The 20,856-nt window shown below is 33.6% G+C and carries 20 protein-coding genes; 6 read left to right on the top strand and 14 right to left on the bottom strand.

Annotation, left to right across the window (positions count from 1 at the left end; genetic code table 11):
- Positions 1–138: 138 nt before the first annotated feature.
- Complete coding sequence (locus SH09_RS08575; RefSeq protein ID WP_042739241.1) at positions 139–903, bottom strand: MerR family transcriptional regulator; 765 nt, start codon at positions 901–903, stop codon at positions 139–141.
- A 146-nt stretch (positions 904–1,049) separates the two neighbouring features.
- On the bottom strand, positions 1,050–2,441 hold the full coding sequence (locus SH09_RS08570; RefSeq protein WP_042739240.1) for an MFS transporter: 1,392 nt from the start codon (positions 2,439–2,441) through the stop codon (positions 1,050–1,052).
- 436 nt (positions 2,442–2,877) lie between these two features.
- Between SH09_RS08570 and SH09_RS08565 the strand changes: the two genes are divergently transcribed.
- The 4 genes from SH09_RS08565 to lrgB all read left to right on the top strand — a co-directional run bounded on the left by SH09_RS08565 (position 2,878) and on the right by lrgB (position 6,642).
- Positions 2,878–4,635: a sensor histidine kinase gene (locus tag SH09_RS08565; RefSeq protein WP_042739239.1), complete on the top strand. Its 1,758-nt coding sequence runs from the start codon at positions 2,878–2,880 to the stop codon at positions 4,633–4,635.
- Positions 4,632–5,387, top strand: coding sequence for a response regulator transcription factor LytR (locus SH09_RS08560; protein WP_042739238.1), 756 nt, complete (start codon positions 4,632–4,634; stop codon positions 5,385–5,387). Before SH09_RS08565 ends, SH09_RS08560 begins: the two co-directional genes overlap by 4 nt.
- A gap of 119 nt (positions 5,388–5,506) precedes the next feature.
- Complete coding sequence (gene lrgA / locus SH09_RS08555) at positions 5,507–5,944, top strand: antiholin-like murein hydrolase modulator LrgA (protein WP_042739237.1); 438 nt, start codon at positions 5,507–5,509, stop codon at positions 5,942–5,944.
- Entirely contained in the window at positions 5,941–6,642 is a 702-nt protein-coding gene (lrgB, locus tag SH09_RS08550) for an antiholin-like protein LrgB (protein WP_042739236.1), read from the top strand. Before lrgA ends, lrgB begins: the two co-directional genes overlap by 4 nt.
- A gap of 205 nt (positions 6,643–6,847) precedes the next feature.
- Here lrgB and SH09_RS08545 read toward each other — a convergent pair whose 3' ends face one another.
- From SH09_RS08545 to SH09_RS08515, 7 genes are all read right to left on the bottom strand, one after another.
- Entirely contained in the window at positions 6,848–7,609 is a 762-nt protein-coding gene (locus tag SH09_RS08545) for an alpha/beta hydrolase (RefSeq protein ID WP_042739235.1), read from the bottom strand.
- Positions 7,610–7,627: 18 nt separating this feature from the next.
- Complete coding sequence (locus tag SH09_RS08540) at positions 7,628–8,320, bottom strand: ABC transporter permease (protein WP_042739234.1); 693 nt, start codon at positions 8,318–8,320, stop codon at positions 7,628–7,630.
- Positions 8,320–9,264 (bottom strand): osmoprotectant ABC transporter substrate-binding protein, encoded by a 945-nt coding sequence (locus tag SH09_RS08535; RefSeq protein ID WP_042739233.1) that lies wholly within the window; start codon positions 9,262–9,264, stop codon positions 8,320–8,322. The genes SH09_RS08540 and SH09_RS08535 overlap by 1 nt, the downstream gene beginning before the upstream one ends.
- Positions 9,265–9,279: 15 nt before the next feature.
- The gene (locus SH09_RS08530; RefSeq protein ID WP_042739232.1) at positions 9,280–9,915 is read right to left on the bottom strand and encodes an ABC transporter permease; all 636 of its coding nucleotides are present in this window, start codon (positions 9,913–9,915) and stop codon (positions 9,280–9,282) included.
- Entirely contained in the window at positions 9,915–11,093 is a 1,179-nt protein-coding gene (locus SH09_RS08525) for a betaine/proline/choline family ABC transporter ATP-binding protein (protein ID WP_042739231.1), read from the bottom strand. Before SH09_RS08525 ends, SH09_RS08530 begins: the two co-directional genes overlap by 1 nt.
- A gap of 407 nt (positions 11,094–11,500) precedes the next feature.
- Positions 11,501–12,061 (bottom strand): TetR/AcrR family transcriptional regulator, encoded by a 561-nt coding sequence (locus SH09_RS08520; RefSeq protein WP_042739230.1) that lies wholly within the window; start codon positions 12,059–12,061, stop codon positions 11,501–11,503.
- A 100-nt stretch (positions 12,062–12,161) separates the two neighbouring features.
- Positions 12,162–12,752, bottom strand: a complete 591-nt coding sequence (locus SH09_RS08515; RefSeq protein WP_042739229.1) for a YdeI/OmpD-associated family protein — start codon at positions 12,750–12,752, stop codon at positions 12,162–12,164.
- A 188-nt stretch (positions 12,753–12,940) separates the two neighbouring features.
- Between SH09_RS08515 and SH09_RS08510 the strand changes: the two genes are divergently transcribed.
- The gene (locus tag SH09_RS08510; protein WP_042739228.1) at positions 12,941–14,278 is read left to right on the top strand and encodes an APC family permease; all 1,338 of its coding nucleotides are present in this window, start codon (positions 12,941–12,943) and stop codon (positions 14,276–14,278) included.
- Between the two features lie 322 nt (positions 14,279–14,600).
- Here SH09_RS08510 and SH09_RS08505 read toward each other — a convergent pair whose 3' ends face one another.
- The 4 genes from SH09_RS08505 to SH09_RS08490 all read right to left on the bottom strand — a co-directional run bounded on the left by SH09_RS08505 (position 14,601) and on the right by SH09_RS08490 (position 18,434).
- A complete protein-coding gene (locus SH09_RS08505) occupies positions 14,601–15,782 on the bottom strand; it encodes an MFS transporter (RefSeq protein WP_042739227.1) in 1,182 nt (393 codons plus the stop codon).
- Between the two features lie 314 nt (positions 15,783–16,096).
- Complete coding sequence (locus SH09_RS08500) at positions 16,097–16,864, bottom strand: ABC transporter permease (RefSeq protein WP_042739226.1); 768 nt, start codon at positions 16,862–16,864, stop codon at positions 16,097–16,099.
- Positions 16,861–17,511 carry an ABC transporter ATP-binding protein gene (locus SH09_RS08495; RefSeq protein ID WP_042739225.1) on the bottom strand — a complete coding sequence of 217 codons (651 nt, stop codon included), beginning with the start codon at positions 17,509–17,511 and terminating at the stop codon, positions 16,861–16,863. Before SH09_RS08495 ends, SH09_RS08500 begins: the two co-directional genes overlap by 4 nt.
- Before the next feature lie 143 nt (positions 17,512–17,654).
- Positions 17,655–18,434 (bottom strand): CPBP family intramembrane glutamic endopeptidase, encoded by a 780-nt coding sequence (locus SH09_RS08490; RefSeq protein ID WP_042739224.1) that lies wholly within the window; start codon positions 18,432–18,434, stop codon positions 17,655–17,657.
- Positions 18,435–18,619: 185 nt separating this feature from the next.
- Between SH09_RS08490 and SH09_RS08485 the strand changes: the two genes are divergently transcribed.
- A complete protein-coding gene (locus tag SH09_RS08485; protein ID WP_042739223.1) occupies positions 18,620–20,203 on the top strand; it encodes an FMN-binding glutamate synthase family protein in 1,584 nt (527 codons plus the stop codon).
- 77 nt (positions 20,204–20,280) lie between these two features.
- Here the strand turns inward: SH09_RS08485 and SH09_RS08480 are convergent, their stop codons facing one another.
- Positions 20,281–20,796, bottom strand: a complete 516-nt coding sequence (locus tag SH09_RS08480; RefSeq protein ID WP_042739222.1) for a thioredoxin domain-containing protein — start codon at positions 20,794–20,796, stop codon at positions 20,281–20,283.
- Positions 20,797–20,856 lie beyond the last annotated feature (60 nt).

Genomic DNA, 20,856 nt, shown 5'->3' with positions numbered 1-20,856 from the left:
ATATGCAATTTATTATAACTTTTTAGTGGAAAATATACACTTATTATAAATAGCTGTTTATAGAGAAATACACTTAATATCATGCCATTTCACTTCAACATATGACAGTTTATTTCTTAATTTGATTGTTATTGCACTCTATGTTTCTTTACCAAGATAATGCATAATGGCATCTCTTAAAAATTGTGCCCCTCCTTCTATATGTTGATTGTAATAATGCGAAAATGAATCATCCGTAATATATATTTCTGCTAATCCGGCGTGTGCTTCTTCTGTATAATCGTTCCAGGTGTACATTAACCATTGCTTATGTTTCGTAACCAATTGTTTTGCTAATGGTGAAGATGGATTCCCTATATAAGTTGCCTCAATCAACAACTCAATAATTTCTTGTTCTAAACATTTAAATGCTTGATAATCCTCTTTGGTCATCGATTGAAATTTATAATTGCTATTATCAATTGTTTCATCACCGTAATCTTTTCTAATTTGTGCACCATAGTTTTCTTCATTATTGCGTATGACTTGCGCTTTAAAACCTTCAAATTTTTCTCGATCTGTCATCTCTAATTCTCCTTTTTTACTAGCAATTGTTTTTTCCACAGTTTTTATAATATTTTCAATTCTATTTCTTTTTTCCTTTAACTTAACAACATGATGATTTAATGCTGCAATTTGATTAAATTGTGATGCCGTTAAAATATGCTTAATATCTGCAATGCTGACATCTTGTTCCCGAAAGAATACAATCTGTTGTAATTTATCAACTTCTTCACTGGTATAAATACGGTAGCCAGAATCATTAATATAACTAGGTTTAAGCAATCCTATTTGATCGTAATATCTCAAAGTACGTGTCGTTACGTTTGATAATGTTGCTAACTGACTGATTGTATATTCCATACTTTCCCTCCTTGTTATATACGATATTAGTCCCTAACGTAAGGTTAACCTCAAGTGGAAAATCAATTCTTTATTTATATAACAAAAAAAGACTTGAATTAAACGTTTTGTCTAATTCAAGCCTCTCCATTATGCCTTATTTCGTATTAATTATTATACTGACTTTTTGGTACTAATAAATAAACAGCAATAAATGCAATAATTGCTAATGCAGCATTAAATAGTAATCCGTACATTGCACCGATATGAATATTATAAACTGCAGTCATTACACTGAATAATGACCCTGAAATTGCAACACCAAATGAGTTACCTAAAGATGAAGCCATCTTATAAACACCTGATGCAACTCCTACTTTATCTTCAGGAGCTGTTGAAACTGCTGTATCTGTTGAAGGTGTGGCATATAATCCTAGACCTACACCGTAAACAAGATAACCTAACACACACATAATGACATATGGTACTGTTGGTAAAAATGTAAGTGATATCATAACGATACCTAAAGCATTTAAAGCAGCACCGATTAACATTGGTCGTTTAGGACCAACGGATTGCAGTATTTTCTCACCAACTCTTATCATTACTAGTACTGCAATCAGGTAAGTAATTGTCATTACACCTGATTGGAATGAACTAAAGTGTAACCCAGATTGGAAATAGGTATTTGCAACGATTAACGTACCGGCAACTGCATTGAGCAAGAAGTTCGATACGACAGCGCCACTATAACCTTTATGTTTAAATAACTTGAAATCGATTAATGGATTTTTAATTCTATTTTCAAATAAAATAAATGCAATTAACGAAATTACAAACAATATAATTAAAGAGATGATAGCTGTCGAGAACAAACCATAGTCCTCAGTTTTAGTAATAATTAAATTCAAACTTAACATTGAAATGATTAAGATTACTAATCCTCCAATATCGAATTTAGCACGTTTTGAAACTTCGGTTTGTACACCTTTTGTTTCAGGCGTATGTTTGATTAAGTACATCGCTAACAATGCTACGATAATAGAGATAATAAATATTGAACGCCAACCAATAAACGTTGACATAATGCCTCCGAAGAATGAACAGATCCCTGTTCCACCCCAAGAACCAATAGACCAGTAACTTAAAGCACGTTGACGTTCACGTCCAATATAATATTCATTAATAATTGCTAATGTTGATGGCATGATAAATGCCGCTGACAAACCTTGTACTGCTCTACCGATAACCAATAAAGATGTAAAGCCAGGAATGATAATCATCAATGAACCAATGACACTTAAGATTAAACCTATATAAGTCATTTTTACTCTTCCATAACGATCAGCAAGACCACCTGCCCCCACGACAAATAATCCACATAATAGTGACGTTAGACTGACCGCGACATTAATTGTGCCATAGTTAGCATCAAAAGATGATTCTAAATCTGGTACAATGTTCACTAATGATGAAGCGAATAACCAAAAAGTTATCACACCTAAAAAAATCCCAAAAAGAAGTTTATTATCTCCTTTAAAGGTTTGTGATGTTTCCATAATTCAATTTCCTCCTAATATATCCGAGTGATTCAAGGACATACATTTCAAAATGGATATACACGCCTTTAAAGTTCATACCAATACGTATTCCTTCTAAAAAAGTCTATATCTATTTCAAAATGATTCCTATAAAAATATAATAAGGTTTAACAAAACAATAAAAGTAAAATGCTATTAAATCTAACTCAAATTACTTCGAATTATGTTTATTATTTTAAACCAATATATCTACATTACCACTTTAAAAATACAAAAGCTAAAAACTAGCTCTTATCGTGTAAAAGTAAACTTTTATATTAGCAAATTTATCTAAATTAAATTTCTGAAATATTAACTTTTATTTATTCACCAGATATTAAGTCAGCATGAGTATGTTGATTTGATTATTCTTTAGTATAATAATTCTATAAACTGAATTTCGAAGGCGGTTACTATGTTTAATTTATTTATTTTATTATTGGAACGCGTTGGTTTAATTATTTTAATTGCTTATATACTTATGAATATCAATCATTTTAAAACAATGATGAATGAACGTGATAAACGTCATTCCCAATGGCAATTGATTATCATTTTTGGATGCTTTTCAATCTTGTCTAACTTTACAGGCGTTCAAATTTTAGGAGATCAAGTTGTTAATGGTGCAGTATATAAGCATCTTGCTCCTGACGCATCATTAGCCAACACACGTGTATTAACAATTGGCGTATCAGGCTTAATTGGCGGTCCATTTGTCGCTATTGCTGTGGCAATTATTTCCGGTCTCTATCGTGTTTATATAGGTGGTGCTGATGCATATATCTATTTAATTTCATCAATTGTCATTGCCTTAGTTTCCGGCTATTTCGGTCATAAAGCAATACGTGCCCGTCGATATCCAACAATCCTGAAGGGGGCTTTAATTGGTGGTACAACTGAAATTATACAAATGCTCTGTATACTAATCTTTTCTAATAATACAGAACATGCTTGGACACTTGTAAAATTAATTGCCTTACCTATGATTTCAATTAACTCAATCGGTACAGCTATCTTCTTATCGATTATACTTTCTACAATTAAAAAGGAAGAAGAGACAAGAGCAATCCAGACACATGATGTACTACAATTAGCCAATCAAACATTGCCTTATTTCCGTTCTGGCTTAAATGAACAATCCGCTAAAAAAGCGGCAGAAATCATACTTAATTTAATGCAAGTTTCTGCCGTAGCAATTACCAACAGAAAGGATATACTTACTCATGTTGGGGTCGCAAGTGATCACCACGTCGCACAAAAGGCAATCATTACTAATCTGTCTAAAGAAGCAATTCAATCTGGAACGCTTAAAGAAGCTTATTCTAGTGAAGATATTGGCTGCAACCATCCAGGTTGCCCACTTCAAGCTGCCATCGTTGTACCTTTAAGAATTAAGGATAAAGTCGTTGGCACATTAAAGCTATACTTTACCAATGTCAATGACGTTACCTATGCTGACAAACAATTAGCAACAGGTTTAGCGGATATTTTTTCTAGTCAATTAGAGCTGGGTGAAGCTGAGACACAAAGTGCACTTGTACGTGATGCAGAAATTAAGTCATTGCAAGCACAAGTTAATCCACACTTCTTTTTCAATGCCATTAATACAATTTCAGCAATGGTACGAATTGATAGTGAAAAAGCACGCACGTTATTATTACAATTAAGTCAATTTTTCCGTTCTAATTTGCAAGGTGCACGAAATAATCTCATTTCACTGGAAAAGGAATTACAACAAGTCAAAGCTTATTTATCATTAGAACAAGCACGTTATCCAGATCGCTTTGAAGTCGAATTTATTATAGACAGAAATTGCTATAATGCCTTAGTGCCCCCATTTGCCATACAGATATTAATAGAAAATGCAGTAAAACATGCCTTTAAAAATAGAAAATCAAATAACTATATACAAGTTATTGCTAAGCAAACTGATAAAGGGTTAAATATATCGGTACATGATAATGGCCAAGGTATCCCAGCTGATAAATTAAACATTATTGGGACGACAACTGTAAATTCAGAATCTGGTACTGGAAGTGCACTAGAAAATCTAAATCGACGTTTAGATGGTCTTTTTGGCAATACTGCAAATTTACATTTTCAATCTAATCATGCTGGTACTATTGTCAGTTATACTATCCCTTATCATTTAACTGAGGAGGCAAATTTATGAAAGCAATCATAGTGGACGACGAGCCATTAGCAAGAAACGAACTTCGTTATTTATTGAATGAAATTCGTCATTTTGAAACAATTGATGAATCTGAAACGATTTCTGAGACTTTAGAACTCTTACTTTATGATGATTATGATGTCATCTTTCTCGATATTAATTTAATGGATGAGAGTGGTTTGGCATTAGCCGAAAAAATTAAAAAAATGAAACGTCAACCCTTTATTATCTTTGCAACTGCCCATGACACATATGCTGTAAAGGCATTTGAACTAAATGCAATAGATTATATTTTAAAGCCTTTCGAACAACAGCGCATCGCTCAAGCGCTCAGTAAAGTTGAAAGTGCACTCACAATGCAACATGAACCAAATTCAAAAACGATAAATGTAACTACACAAAACGACCAACCAGACGATACGCATGCTACCTTACCTATTGAAGTAGACGAACGTATCCATATCATTAATCATACTGATATCATAGCCATATCCGTTAATAACGGTATTACTACCATTCATACTAAATCAGATGACTTCCAAACAACTGAACCGTTAAATCATTATGAAAAGAGACTATCAGGTAATCAATTTATGCGTGTCCATCGCGCTACAATTATCAATCAATCACACATACAAACGATAGAACATTGGTTTAATTATACCTATCAATTAACCATGTCAAATCAGTTAAAAGTACAAGTCAGTCGTTCTTACATGAAACAATTTAAAATAGCAATGGGTCTTAATTGACAGTTAACCTGACATTTATGCAACTCAGCATAAACAATTTGTAACTCACAGTAAAAGCCCTCTGTAGAAATCGCTTTCATTTTATAATGAAGTCAAGATTAATACAGGGGGCTTATACTATGGAAGCAAACAAAAAACAAACCACAGAAAACACATCAAAGACTTACAACTTTTTCCATCAGTCATTAGTGATTGCAATTATTTTACTTATTTCAAATATTATCGAAAGCTTTATGCCAATCCCTATGCCAGCTTCGGTCATCGGTTTAGTATTATTATTTATCGCATTATGTACGGGCATTGTTAAATTAGGCCAAGTAGAAAAAGTTGGAACAACATTAACAAATAATATTGGGTTCTTATTTGTACCAGCCGGAGTCTCAGTCATTAACTCACTCGGTGTATTAAGTTCTAGTCCAATACTCATTATTTTATTAATTATAATCTCAACACTTTTATTGTTATTATGTACTGGATTTTTCTCTCAAATGTTAATTACAAAATCCTTTATCCCTAGAAAAGTTAAAAAACATAAATTAGCGGAGGAAAAAATATGATTGAACATTTAGGTATTAACACACCCTATTTCGGTATTTTATTATCTCTTATTCCTTTTATCATAGCGACAATGCTTTTTAAAAAGACAAACGGCTTTTTCCTATTCACACCGTTATTTGTATCAATGGTTGTAGGTATTGCATTTCTAAAAATCACTGGAATCAATTATGAAAATTATAAAATTGGTGGAGACATTATCAACTTTTTCTTAGAGCCAGCAACAATTTGTTTTGCTATTCCTTTATATAAACGTAGAGAAGTTTTGAAAAAATATTGGGTTCAAATTTTAGGTGGTATCACTTTAGGGACAACTGCTGCACTTATCTGTATTTACCTTATAGCTGGATTGTTCCAATTTTCTAATGATATTATCGCATCGATGTTACCTCAAGGCGCTACAACAGCTATTGCGCTACCTGTTTCAGCAGACATTGGCGGTATTAAGGAATTAACTTCTTTAGCCGTTATCTTAAATGGTGTGATTATATATGCACTAGGAACTAAATTAATTAAACTATTCAATATTACCAATCCTATTGCTCGTGGTTTAGCATTAGGAACAAGCGGTCACTCTTTAGGTGTATCGTCAGCTCAAGAATTTGGAGAAACAGAAGCTTCAATGGCATCGATTTCTCTAGTAATTGTAGGGGTAATTGTCGTAATTGTTGCACCTATCTTAGCCACAGTTCTACTATAAGAATAACTATAGTGAGCAACCTCGACAAAAACTCACAAAAAACAGCCGATAAATGAATTTTATTGGCTGTTTTTTAAATCATATTTTAAAGTTTAACGACTCTATCTTCTCACTAAATATAGTGATTAAAGTGCAATATCGCATGAATCAATGTATTGGTATAATCATATTTTTAAATTTGATTTATGACGTTGTCGAATTTTCACTAAGGTGTCATAAACCAATCAATTGCGCGTTTAATAGCTTTATCCCAGTATTCATAATCATGTTTCCCCGGTCCTTCTTCAAAATGATAGTCAATATGGTTCGCATCTAAACATTTTATAAATTGCTTATTGTCACTTAGTAATTCATCTTCTGTTCCACACATAATGAGTAACTCGGGTACAGCTCGCTGCTCTGTGCCTACTTGTTCTACTAAATAATAAGGATCAAGTTCTGTCTGTTCTGTTTCCTTATCAATTCCCGCAATTGCTTCACCGGAAAAATCGTGCCAATCAATATTAAGTAATAGTTGTGGATTAAATACAGAAGATAGTGGTGCAGCCTTACTAAATCGATGCCCTTCCGTCAATGCATATTTAATCGTTCCATAACCACCCATCGAATGACCTGCAATGAAGTTATCCTCTCGCTGTGTTGAAAGAGGCAGAATTTGATGTGCATAATCAAATACTTCTAAAATATAATCATAATATTTATGTCCAAACGCCATATTACTATAACCACTGTGGTCTGCTTTAGGCATAATGATAGCTAATTGATGCGCTTCAGCATATCGTTCAATACTCGTATAACGTGTATATGATGTTTCATCACTTGATAAACCGTGTAACAGCAGTAATGTTTTTAGTTTCTTAGGTGGTGTTGCTGAGCTAAAATGACTATCGTCTTCAGGTAAAATCACCGTGAATGGGTGACTCATGCCTATCGTTTTTGATTTATAATGAATTGAAAGTATTGCCAAATTTAAACAGCCCTTTCTCTATCGGTCAATCCCTTGAGGTTGATGTTTCTGTTCTTTTATACTCTTTTGAGAAGGATCGAGACGTTTTTCTAATAATCTTAAACCAACGTCTATTAAAATAGCAATTAAAGCGATAGGAATTGCACCAGCTAATATGAAAGTTGTTCCATCTGTTGCATTCGTACCACGAATGACGATATCACCTAAGGTAGGTGCACCTATAAATGATCCGACTGCCACTACTCCAATTGCTACGACTAATGCGATTCTCAAGCCACCCAGTATAACCGATAGTGACAATGGTAATTCAATCATGCGTAATACTTGATTACGTGTCATACCCATACCCTTACCAGCATCTTTAATATTTTCATCGACACCGTTGATACCGTCAAATGTATTTTTTATTATCGGTAGTAATGCATAGAAAAATACTGTCACTACAACTGTATTTGGCCCTAAGCCCATAATTAGCATTAATATAGCTAACATAGCAATCACTGGCACTGTCTGAATAATATTTGCAATGGTTATAATAATCCAAGATAATTTGCTATATCTTGCAATTATAATACCTAAAGGTATACCAACGATTGCAGCAAATAGTACCCCGTAGACTGACATCAGTAAATGTTTGATGAATAAATCCCATAGGTAGCCAAAGTTCACAGCATAATATTCAATTAATTGTTGGATTAAATTGCCTTCCATTATTTTTGACCACCTTTCACATCTTTTTCAAAGTAATTATGTTTTTTCAAGAATTTTTCAGCAACAACTGCAGGTTCTTGACCTTCGCCATCAGCTTGATAATTTAAAATTTGCATATCTTTCGTCGACACTTTATTGTGTAGTTTTTTTATAATTGGTCTTAATTCAGGATGCTTATTCAATAATTTATTCGTTGCTACAGCACTCGCATCATATGGTGGGAAGAAGCGTTTGTCATCTTTTAATACTTTTAAATCATATGCGGCAATACGTCCATCCGTTGAATATCCCACTGCTACATCTAAATTTTTCGATTTCAATGCATCGTATACGAGGCCAATTTGCATTGGTCTTACCGTATTAAATTTGTACCCATAAGCTTGAGTAAAGCCTTTGTAGCCATCACCTTCACGGTTTAACCATGAACTATCGACCCCCAATCGTAATGCCTTACTATGACGTTCTAAATCAGAAACCGTTTTTAAATTATATTTTTCTGCAGTTTCTTTCGTCACCATAAATGCATACGTATTAGCAAAACCATACGAATCAAAGAATGTTTGATTAAATTTCTTTTGAAATCCTTCTTGTGTGACTTGCATGGCTTTTTTAGGATCTTTGATTGGCTTTTCCTTTAATGCACCTGTTAAATCTGTACCGTCATAGCGTGCACCAGACATATTGGCATCTCCGTTAACTAATGCATTATGTTGAATCGTACTGGATCCTAAATTATTAATTAATGTTGGCTTTATTTTCCCATGTGTATCATGTTCTATTAATAGTCTCAACATATGTGACATGATTTGAGACTCACTCGTTGCTACTGCTGTGATTTTGACATCATCATCCGTACTTTTACCACCTAAGCCAGGGAGGCTACAGCCAGTCAACACCGTTAGACACAATACAAGCAGTATCGTAAATTGCTTAACCTTTCTCATAATGTCCTCCTTCAGTTATCTGGAAACCTTTAATCCCTTTGGCACAGCCCACTTTTCAATTCTAGATAATACAAAATCAACGACTAAGGCTAATAGCGTTACTAGAATCGCTGCACTGACAATCATCATCGGATCATACAAATTCAATCCATTAAAGACGAAATCGCCTAATCCACCTGCACCGACATAACTAGCTAGTGTTGCCCAGCTAATTACGTAAACCGAAGACAATCGGATGCCTCCTAATATTAATGGTAATGCCAATGGTAGCTCTACATCTTTCATTAATTGAAAGCGTGTCATACCCATACTCGTTCCAGCTTCTTTAATGTTTTTATCAATATTTTGAACACCAATAACCGTATTATTTAATATTGGTAACAAGACATATAAAAACAATGCAACAATTGCTGGCATTTTACCGACACCAAATATAGGTATCATTACAGCTAACACTGCCAATGTTGGGATTGTCTGCAACACACCTGCAATCGTCAATACAATATTCGAAGTACGTTTTAATTTTGATAATAATATCCCTATCGGAACAGCTACAACAATTGCAATCAATAATGTAATGATTGATATGTAGAAATGTTCTACCGTCTTCGATATCAATTGACCGCCATATTGTTCAAGAAATGCTTTCATTATTTATCAGCTCCCAAATTTTCCGGCTCAACGATGGCATCTTGTTCGCTCTCAGTTGTTTCATCACCCCAGATGCTATCGTATACGATATCAACTAAATTAGCTCTTGTTACTAGACCGATTAATGTTTGACCATCTTTGTCTACAACAGGTACATTACGTACATTTCGTTTCAATATTGTGCGCACTGAATCTTGTAATTTACTATCTATGCGCACACGATAAATATCACGTTGCATAGTATCAATTAGCTCTTTTTTCGCTCTTAAACCTTGGTTAATGTCTTCAATATCTAAATAACCAAGTAACTTTTCATTTCTTCCTGTGACAAAAATTGTATCAACACGTCGTTCTCGCATGATTTTAACCGCTTCATCTAATGAACTATCAGCATGCACTGTAACTGGTTTAATCATTGCATCTTCTACAGTTCGCATATTTGGTCGGTCTTGGATCAATCTATTTTGACCAATAAAGTCACGCACGAAATCATTTGCTGGGTACCGCAAAATATTATCAGGTGTATCGAATTGCACTACACGTCCTTCTGACATAATACAAATTTTATCTGCTAATTTAATCGCCTCATCCATATCATGCGTTACAAAAATAAATGTCTTACCTAATTTTTGCTGTAATTCTTTAACCAAATCTTGCAATGTATCTCGTGTAATTGGGTCTAAAGCACCAAACGGTTCATCCATAAGGATAATATCTTGTTCAGCAGCCAACGCTCTCACTACACCAATACGTTGTTGTTGACCGCCAGATAATTGTGAAGGATAACGATCCAAATATGATTCTGGTAAGTCGACTAATTTAATTAATTCTTTTGCTTTTGCTTCTTTCTTTTCTTGGGACCATTTCAACAATTTAGGCACTAAAACAATATTTTCTTTAATAGTCATGTGTGGCATCAAACCAATTTGTTGAATGACATAACCAATTTCTCTACGTAATTCTACCGGATTCATTTTACGTACATTTTTACCATCGATAGAAATGGTTCCTTCTGTTGCCTCTATCATTCTATTAATCATTCGCAATGCGGTCGTCTTACCACTACCACTAGTACCAATAAATGCTATAAATTCCCCAGACTCTATATCTAATGAAATATTATCTACGGCTTTTTTCCCACCACCATAGATTTTAGTTAAATTCTCAATCTTTAACATATGGCCATTCCTTTCTAATGCTATGTATGTTTTATTTTCAATCGTAAAAAAGATAAAAGGACTACTTGTGGATGTTATACAAATTCTAAAATAAGTAAAAACATGAGCACAAATAGCCCTTCATTTGTATGATCATATAAAGCATTTCTTTGAAAACGCTATACACGACGCATTCAAACTTTATTTTGTTCATCCTACAATTATTTAGATACCCTAACTTCCCCTAAAAAATACACTTTATTTAACTATTATAAGCAAGATACATTGGTTAGTGTACCAACTGGACGGTTTAGTTACAACCCTATAACCATCAAATTAAAGGGAATGCTCGAAGTTTAAAACTCGGTCATTCCCTTTAGCTAGAAGCGATTCACACTTATTTATATCATGTGAATAATTAATTTAATTTATTGTTCAAATGTACGATTTGTTGTTGATTTTGAATAATTTGTTAGTCTTTCTAAAACTGCTTCACGCATCGACTCATCTAAGGCATCCAAACCAAAAATTTCAGATAACCATAAACCATCGACTGCCAATCTCATAATCGTTGCATCAATCTTATCTAGACCATCATTTTCAATGTATGATTGCCATATCTTGTAGGTTTCTTGTAACGGCGATAACAAATGTCTATTATTTCCTTCTGCTGCTAACATACTTGATGTAATTGCGGCATTTTCAGAGCGATGTTCACGAGTAGCTTCTACAAATGCACGCAACCATTTACCTTGTTCATAAATATCGGCAGCTACCCTTTCAGCTACATTATTCCGATATATTTTGTCAGCGTGATCCACAAGTCCTTCAATTAAAGCTGTCTTACTTTTAAAATGATATAGTAAACCTCCCTTGCTCACGCCCGCACGCTTTGCAACGGCATCTAAAGTGAGGTACTCACTACCGTATTCATTAACAATCGCTGCTGCAGCATCTAATAATTGCGTTTTCTTTGAAGTTCTAGGCATTCATACACCTACTTTCTTAAATAATTTTACTGTTAGATATTACTATATTTTTTAATAACTAACATTATATTCTTGTAACTGATTGTTTTATAAAGCATAGCTATTTATCATTCAAACCTTTACCATTCAATATGTGATCAACGTATTTTTCAACACGTTGTTCTCTTGTAGCGGCTCTTTTTGCTTGTCCAATATGATACATATATTGTCTTTGTCTACCAGGCGTTAATTTATAAAAAGCTTCCTTGAGTGCCGGCATTGACTCAAATTTATTACTTAATTCTTCAGGCATTTCATACTCTTCAGTTGATTTCATAGGTACTTTTTTTCCAGACTTTTCAATTCGAATTGCTTCTGCAAGATACCACTTTATTTCCTCTTCTCTCTTGCTAATTTCTTCCAAACTTTCAAAACGTAACTGTCTTGCAGCTTGAACATTTTTAGTCTGTTGAATTAAGGTCTGATAAGGATCTTCCATAATGGCACCTTTTTCAAAAAGCAATGCACAATAATGCTTGAAATCCTGAATAATCACCACATTTTTTTTATTTAAGGTATAGCATGGATGCATCCATTTATAATCTTCATCTAATTCAGTTTCTTGAATCCATCTTCGTAGTATCTTAAATTCATCTTGCCACTGATTTAATTTTTCTATAAACCCATCAACTTTACTGTTATTTTCAACCATTTATAATCCCCCAATTTAATGATTTCAGTATATTCATATCTTACTATGATTTGCCCTATTTAATCTATAATTAATCAAAATCGACTCCCAAGCAAAGTTTTCCGATAAACATACTAGGAATTATGTATAATCTATGCTATTCTATTTTTATTCATTTTTGAATATTTAAATTTTATAGGGGTGATTAAATGGAACAAACGAATAATTTGAAGAAAGTATTAGGCTTCACAGATGTCATGGGCATTGCCATTGGACAAATAATCGGAGCTGGGGTCATGTCTCTTACAGGTATCGGCATTCAAATGACCGGTAGTGGTATTACACCAGCCTTTATATTATCGTCTCTTATCACGTTACTGACAATGTTTCCTATTGCAATATTGGGTTCTGCTTTACCAACTACTGGGGGCATGTACCAATATACAAGTCGATTATTATCACCAAAGGTTGGTATTTTTTGGTTGTTATTGTTCATGTTAGTGCAAATCACTTTGTCACTCTATGCACTGTCCTTCGCACAATATTTAGAAGGTTTGTTACCTGGCATCCCAATAAGAACAGTTTCATTTATACTTATAACATTATTGTTCATCGTCAATATTGTCGGAGTGAAATCCGCTTCTATAGTTGGTAATTTAATGGTTATCACATTGATTATTGCATTATCATGCTTTATTATTTTAGGATTCCCACATGTTAACTTCAAGGTCTTCAACACACCTACAATGTTCCCTGATGGCTTTACTGGATTCTTTACTGCAGTAGGTCTAGTATCCTTTGCTACAGGTGGTGCACAAGTAGTAGCAGAACTAGGTGGCGAAATGAAAAATCCTAAACGCGATATCCCTATTGTGATTATTGTGGCTACAATATTTGTTGGATTACTTTATGCTTTTATAGCTTCTATTGCGGTTGGTGTATTACCGATACCAGAAGTTGCAGGTCAACCACTTACGAGTGTAGCGCATAAGGTATTACCGACACCTGCGTTTATATTTTTTATGGTAGGAGGTGCGATGTTTGCTCTCGCCACAACGCTAAATTCTACATTTACATGGGTTACAAAAAGTTTATTGATTGCTATCAAAGATGGTTATCTCCCTAAATCATTAGGTCAAGTTAACCAACGATTTGGCACACCTCATTGGCTATTATTTATCTTTTATCTAATAGGGGTCATCCCAATCATTACTGGCATGTCGTTAAATGTAGTAGCACAACTTGGTACAGGTATTTCATTAATTGTCTTTGCATTTCCTGCATTAGCTGTGACTCAATTACCTAAAAAATATCCCGATGCCTATCGTAATTCGCCTTTAAAGGTGCCTTATCCTTTATTAGTAACAATTGCCGTTAGCTCTATTATCGTCTTAATTTACCAAAGTTATTTACTTATCTCAGATTTAAAGACGGGTTATATCATTGGTACATTACTTTATATTTTATTTGCTTTGGGTGTGGCACACTTTTCGAATAAAAGAGCTAACTTGTCCACTCAACATATTGCACTTAGTACTTCAAAATAATACATCTCTCATTAGTACAATAAATATGATATAAAAAACATTAAAAAAGTAGGATGACAAACACTTCAGTGTGCATCGTCCCTTATAAGTTGTTCACTTTTCAGTGTTAACTTATAAGGGCACACATTAATGTCTCATCCTACTGTTTTCTTTCATAAGTTTCTTCAGTTCTACATGCTTCTAAAACCTTAAAGTGTTAACCTTCTCAATACATAAAAAACATGTTTTTCTTAACTGTACAATTTTATATTGATGCATAATTAATATTAATAGCTGCAATATTTTTCACTAAGCTATCTTGCACTCAATTAATAGTCATTAATTAATCGTGTTTAACTCTATATTTAGAAAGTTGATTTAAACTAATAATAATGATTAAGGCAATCACACCAATTGTTGCAGAGAAATAAGTAGTTGCATGAACATCTAGATTTGATACAACGAGTCCGCCTACAACACCGCCAATTGCAATACCTGCATTTAAACTAGACATATTCCAGCTCATCACCTGGCTTGTGTCACCATCTACATGTTCAATAATCCCGCTCTGAACTGCAGGATTTGTACTCCACTGCATGATATTCCAAATAAAGATAATTGCTAACAACATCACAGTTCCTGTTAAGAAGAAATTCAATGACAGCAACATTACAATGAACAATATAGTTGCTATCGTTAACCAACGTTTACTCGTTAATTTATCAGATAAGAAACCTCCCATTGATGTTCCGATCATACCTGCTACACCGTTTATTAATAATGCTATTGAAACAAATGACAAATCATGCCCTCCAGATAGCATCAATGGATTAATATAAATAAACGTCACTGAATTAGCAACTAATAACAAGAAGGTAATAGCTAAATATTTAGCTACTTCAATAGGTCGCAGAATTCGACCTGTTGTAGCTTGCTTAGTCTGTTGTTTGTTATCGTTATTCAGTGAAGGTTCGATGTTTGAATTTGGAATATATATATACATCAATATGCCGACAAGCACACTAACAATAACGATAAAAATAAATGTATAACGCCAACCAACAAGATCACCAATAATTGTCCCTATAGGTACCCCAAAGACATTAGCGCCACTAAATCCAGAATATACAATACCAATCATTTTCCCACGATTTTGTGGTGCAGTGAGTAGCGCAGTTAGGGCCAATATTTTGACAACGATTAATGCAGCTGCTGCCGAAGAAATGACTCTCCCAACTACAAGTATTGTAAAATTCGGTGCCATCGCTATCATTAAGTTCCCAACAATAAATGCTAGCAACGTCCATAACAATACTGGTTTAGGTGAAAATCGATTGGTTAGCTTTACTAGAATAGGACCAGCAATTGCAAATGTTATTGCATATAAGGTTACTAATTGACCTATAATCGCTTCTGATACATTTAAATCATGACTCATCAAATTCATAATACCTGCAACCATCATTTCAACCATTCCTACTATGAAAATACTCAAAATGAAGGTCACTACTCGCATTGAAGACATCAATCCCACTCCTTTCCGTTCGATTTATTATAAAATTTCATAACTTCTCTATTATAAACGATGACTTAATGTGTTTAAATAACTTTTAATCATATCGTTATAATTATCGTGATTTAATTATTAAATTTATAGTATTAGAGCTAAACTTTCCCTTGGTTAAACTGCCTTTTGATTCTTAGCATCAATTTTATTGAAATCCTTTATAAAAACATCATAAAAACAGAAGTTAAGTATGATCAAAGACATTCATTTACTGTCTATATCAATCGATACTTAACTTCTGTACATTGTCTTATTTTAAACAAGAAAATGGCTTATCGTTGAACCATCTCTCTCGCTATAAGTTGATCACGCTGATTAAAGAATTGCTTATAACTCAAATATGTCGCTAATAAAGCGGACATAATAGTTGCAGTTGTATGAATAAATACAACCATTAATTGGAATTTAACTGCATCTAAAGGGGCTACACCACCAATGATTAAACCTGTCATCATTCCTGGTATTGATACAATACCATATGTTTTTACAGAATCTATTGTTGGCACAATTGCCGTCTTAATACTTTGTCTAATCGTATCTTTCGATGCTAATTTTGGGTTTGCACCTAAAGTTAATTTAGATTCAATTTGACTCATCTCTTTTACAAATTCTCTATCTAAATTCTGATAAGCTAAGTTAATAGCGATTAAACTATTACTCGCTAACATACCTGATACTGGAATAACTTCATTGGGTTTAAATTCAATCGCCCCCGTCAGTACCACACCTACTAAAGGCAATGCTACTCCGATAAATATTGAAATTAATGAAATTAGAAATACATGATGCATCACAACGGAAGCTCTGCCAATCGTATTCCATGCTGCATTAACAATGATGATAAGTACAAAGATAATTAGCACCCATTTTTGATTAATATTAAAGATAAAATGTAATAAATACCCTAAGATTACTAATTGTATAACTGCACGAATTGTCGACACTAATAAATCTTTGATGATATGTAATTTTTCTTTATAAGACACTATGATAGGAAATAGCAATAACAAGCCAGTAAGGGCTAATGCTGTCGTACTCATCTTAACACTTCCTCTTTCTCTATATGTCCATCTACCAAATGTAATCGCTTGTTAAAACGACGTAAACTTTGGTCTTTACTATGTGTAATCCACAATATAGCCACACCCTGCTTCGCTAAACTAAAAATAAGTTCTTCAACTCTATTACGATTTTGAGTATCTAATGCACTCGTTGCTTCATCTAATAATAAAACTTTAGGTAAATACATCAACTGTCTGGCAATAGTAATTCTCTGACGTTCCCCACCAGATAAACGTTGAACTTTAGCATCCAATTTATAATGATCTAAGCCAACAGCTTTTAATAACTGCTTCGCCCTCTTTTTGTCAAAATGTTCATCTCTCACTTGTGCCGAAAATGCTAAATTATCTGCTATCGTCGTTTCAAACAAATCACTTTGTTGTAGTAAATAACTTACATCCATACGCAATGATTCCGGGTTTATCTGCTCATAATTCTGCTGTTGATAATATAGTGCACCTTGTGTTGGACTTATCAAATTACTGATCAAGCGAAATAGTGTGCTCTTCCCACTCCCTGAAGGTCCAATTATTGCTATAGTATCACCTTTATTGATAGTTAAATTAATGTCACTTAAAATTGTTCTATTGTCTACTTTATAAGATACATCCTTTATCTCTAGCATCTTTTTAACCTACCTCAATTCATTTGTCTCACTGGTTATATCATACCCATTTTAATGTAACACAACTTTGATATTTAACTTTTCTTCCTAACTAAAATGATATGAAGGATTAAACATAGCGTAAGCAATTCTATTAAATGATGTTACGACGTACATACAATAGTGATAAATGATACAAAATTAATTAAAGCATGTAGTGTGATTGAAACTGCTAAATTTTTATCACTTTTCAAATATACGAGTGTTAAACCAATCGCAATAATGAAATAACCGCCAATTTCGAAGGGTGAAGTTGCATTTAATACATGAATACTCGAAAATGCTATGACAGATATGACTGTTGCAAAGCCGTACGAGATTTTTTTACCAAGCTCATGAATTAAAATATGACGAAAGATTAATTCTTCTATAATTGGTGTCAAAATCACAATATCTATAAATACGAATGGCAACATCCAATGACTTTCAAATAATTGCTCAAGACTCTGTTGATTTTGCGTCACACTAAATTGTAGTGACTTTGGTAAAAAGTGGATCAGCCAATCATAAACTGGTGTTGCGATTATAATAACAATATACGTTGCAATGATTAATAATATGTATCGAGGCACTTTACTTAATTTATCAAACGTTAATTTAATAAATGACACCTTTGGATAGAGTGCCATAAAGACAATGAGAATAATAACTGAACCTAAAATACTTCCAAATATTTGGGTTATATGTGCCTCTAGTATAGTTTCATTTTTTAGATTTAAGGCAAGTAATAGAATATAGCTAAATGCAAAAACGATTAAGGGCATGATATAACTTACTAATATATAGAGTGGGATAATTATAAAATCCTTCCTTGCCATTGTAGGTTTATCCCAGGGTAAGTATGGCTGATTTTTCATGTTGTTTGTACTAGATGATTTAATCATAAGTCACCGTCCTTATTGTTTATTTTTAATATACCATAATCATTTACATTCACTAAGGTTTTTATTTAATCCAAAAGCATTTAATTCTAACTTCATTTTTAATAATATTTATTTTTATTGTTATTTCTACTGTTGTTGCAAAACTAACTTTTCGATGTAGTATATAGATAAATGGGGGGATTATTATGACTTTACTGACAATACTTCAGTTCATAGTAAATATTATTTTAGTATTATTTTTAATTAGCATATTAATTATTGGGGGATTATTGCTATTTAAAGACAAACGCCAAAAGCAACATAGTGTATTGCGTAATTATCCATTATTAGCACGGGTACGCTACTTCTTTGAAAAAATCGGCCCTGAAATGAGGCAGTATTTATTTTTACCCGATACAAAAGGTAAACCATTTTCTCGAAATGATTTCACTAATATCGTATTAGCTGGAAAATATAACTCTAGAATGTCTAGTTTTGGTACACAAGAAGATTACGAAGACGGGTTCTACATTCAAAATACAATGTTCCCTCTCCAAACAACTGAACTGCGTATCAATCAATCACCTATGATTTCAACCTTTATTTACCAAATTGATAACGAGCGTTTATTCGATAGAGATGAACATAGACATAAAACTGAAATTGATCCTTATTATTTATCAGACTCAGACCAAGTTGTACTAGGACCAAACTTAGCCTATCCGTTTAAGATTAAGCGTCTTGTAGGCCAATCAGGAATGAGTTATGGTGCTTTAGGTAGCCATGCAATCACTGCACTATCGAAAGGACTTGGACAAGCCGGCACTTGGATGAATACTGGAGAAGGTGGTCTATCTAAGTATCACCTGGCTGGTAACGTAGATATTATATTCCAAATTGGACCAGGACTGTTCGGCGTTCGTGATAAAGATGGGCATTTTGATTTAAGTGCCTTTCGTAATTTAGCACAGCAAGATGCAATCAAAGCCTTTGAAATTAAGCTAGCACAAGGTGCGAAAACGCGTGGCGGTCACATGCAAGGTAATAAGGTTACTGAAGAAATTGCTGAAATTAGGAAGGTTGAACCTTGGAAGACTATCAACTCACCAAATAGATTTACAAACATTGATAATCCACAAGCACTACTTAATTGGGTTACTGAGTTACAACAATACGGACAAAAACCTGTGGGCTTTAAAATTGTAATCAGTAGTGTTGCTGAAATTGAAAGTCTTGTAACAACTATGATTGAAACAAATCAATACCCTGACTTTATTACTGTAGATGGTGGTGAAGGTGGTACTGGTGCTACGTTCCAAGAACTTGAAGATCGTGTTGGGTTACCATTATTTACTGCGCTACCCATTTTATCTGCAAAGTTAGAACAACACGGCATTCGAGATAAAGTGAAAATATTTGCTTCTGGTAAGTTAATCACCCCAGATAAAATAGCCATTGCACTTGGGTTAGGTGCAGACTTAATCAATATTGCAAGGGGGATGATGATCAGTGTGGGATGCATCATGAGCCAACAATGTCATATGAATACATGTCCTGTAGGTGTTGCTACAACTGATCCTAAGCGTGAAAAAGGGTTAATCATCGATGAGAAGAAGTACCGTGTAACTAATTTCGTCACGAGTCTCCACGAAGGTTTATTCAATATTGCAGCTGCTGTCGGCGTCGCATCACCAACACAAATTTCTAAAGAACATATTATTATTAAACAAAAAGACGGACAGCTACAATCTATCAATGATTATAAATTGAAGCTCATTGATAGCCATTAAACAGACTTGTCATAAATAGAACTGAACATGTCAGTGTAACAGAGTTATTTTTCCTGACATGTTCAGTTATTTATTCACTATTCATTTATTGCTAATTGCTCGGTTAATTTTGTTGCTATTTCCGCTTCACTATCTTCTAAAGGGTTAAATTCAAATTTCACACCATTAATGAATACTGTGGGAATTCCTCCGATTCCACGTTCAAAGGTTTCTTTTGTGATTGCCAATGAGCGCTCATCTGCTGCTTGTTGCGGTGTTAATTTAAAGTCTTCTTCCATCTTTTTCTCTATTATGGCAAAGCTTTGTTTCCATGTTTGCTGCGTATCATATAATTGATGTATAAAATTCAATGTTTCTTGTGGTTGTTCATAGTCTAAATAGATGTTCGCTACAGTCCCCTTCAATAAACCTTGTTTTGTTTTATCAAAGTGCTTTATGACATGCTTCACCTTTCCATTAGCGATTAAATCTTGTAAAGTCTTGTCAGCAGCTTTAAAGTAATTTTTACAATATGGACAAGCAAAGTTAATAAATGATTCAACTGTGATAGGTGCTCGCTGTTCTCCAATGATTAAGTGTTTGATTTCTGACATATGATAAACCCCTCTCTTCAATTATTAATTCAATTGAAACATGAAATAGTGATGATTGCA

This window comes from Staphylococcus gallinarum (genome assembly GCF_000875895.1).
Classification (GTDB): domain Bacteria; phylum Bacillota; class Bacilli; order Staphylococcales; family Staphylococcaceae; genus Staphylococcus; species Staphylococcus gallinarum.
The sequence above is the reverse complement of the archived record's forward strand: the minus strand, read 5'-3'. Positions and strand labels throughout refer to the sequence as shown.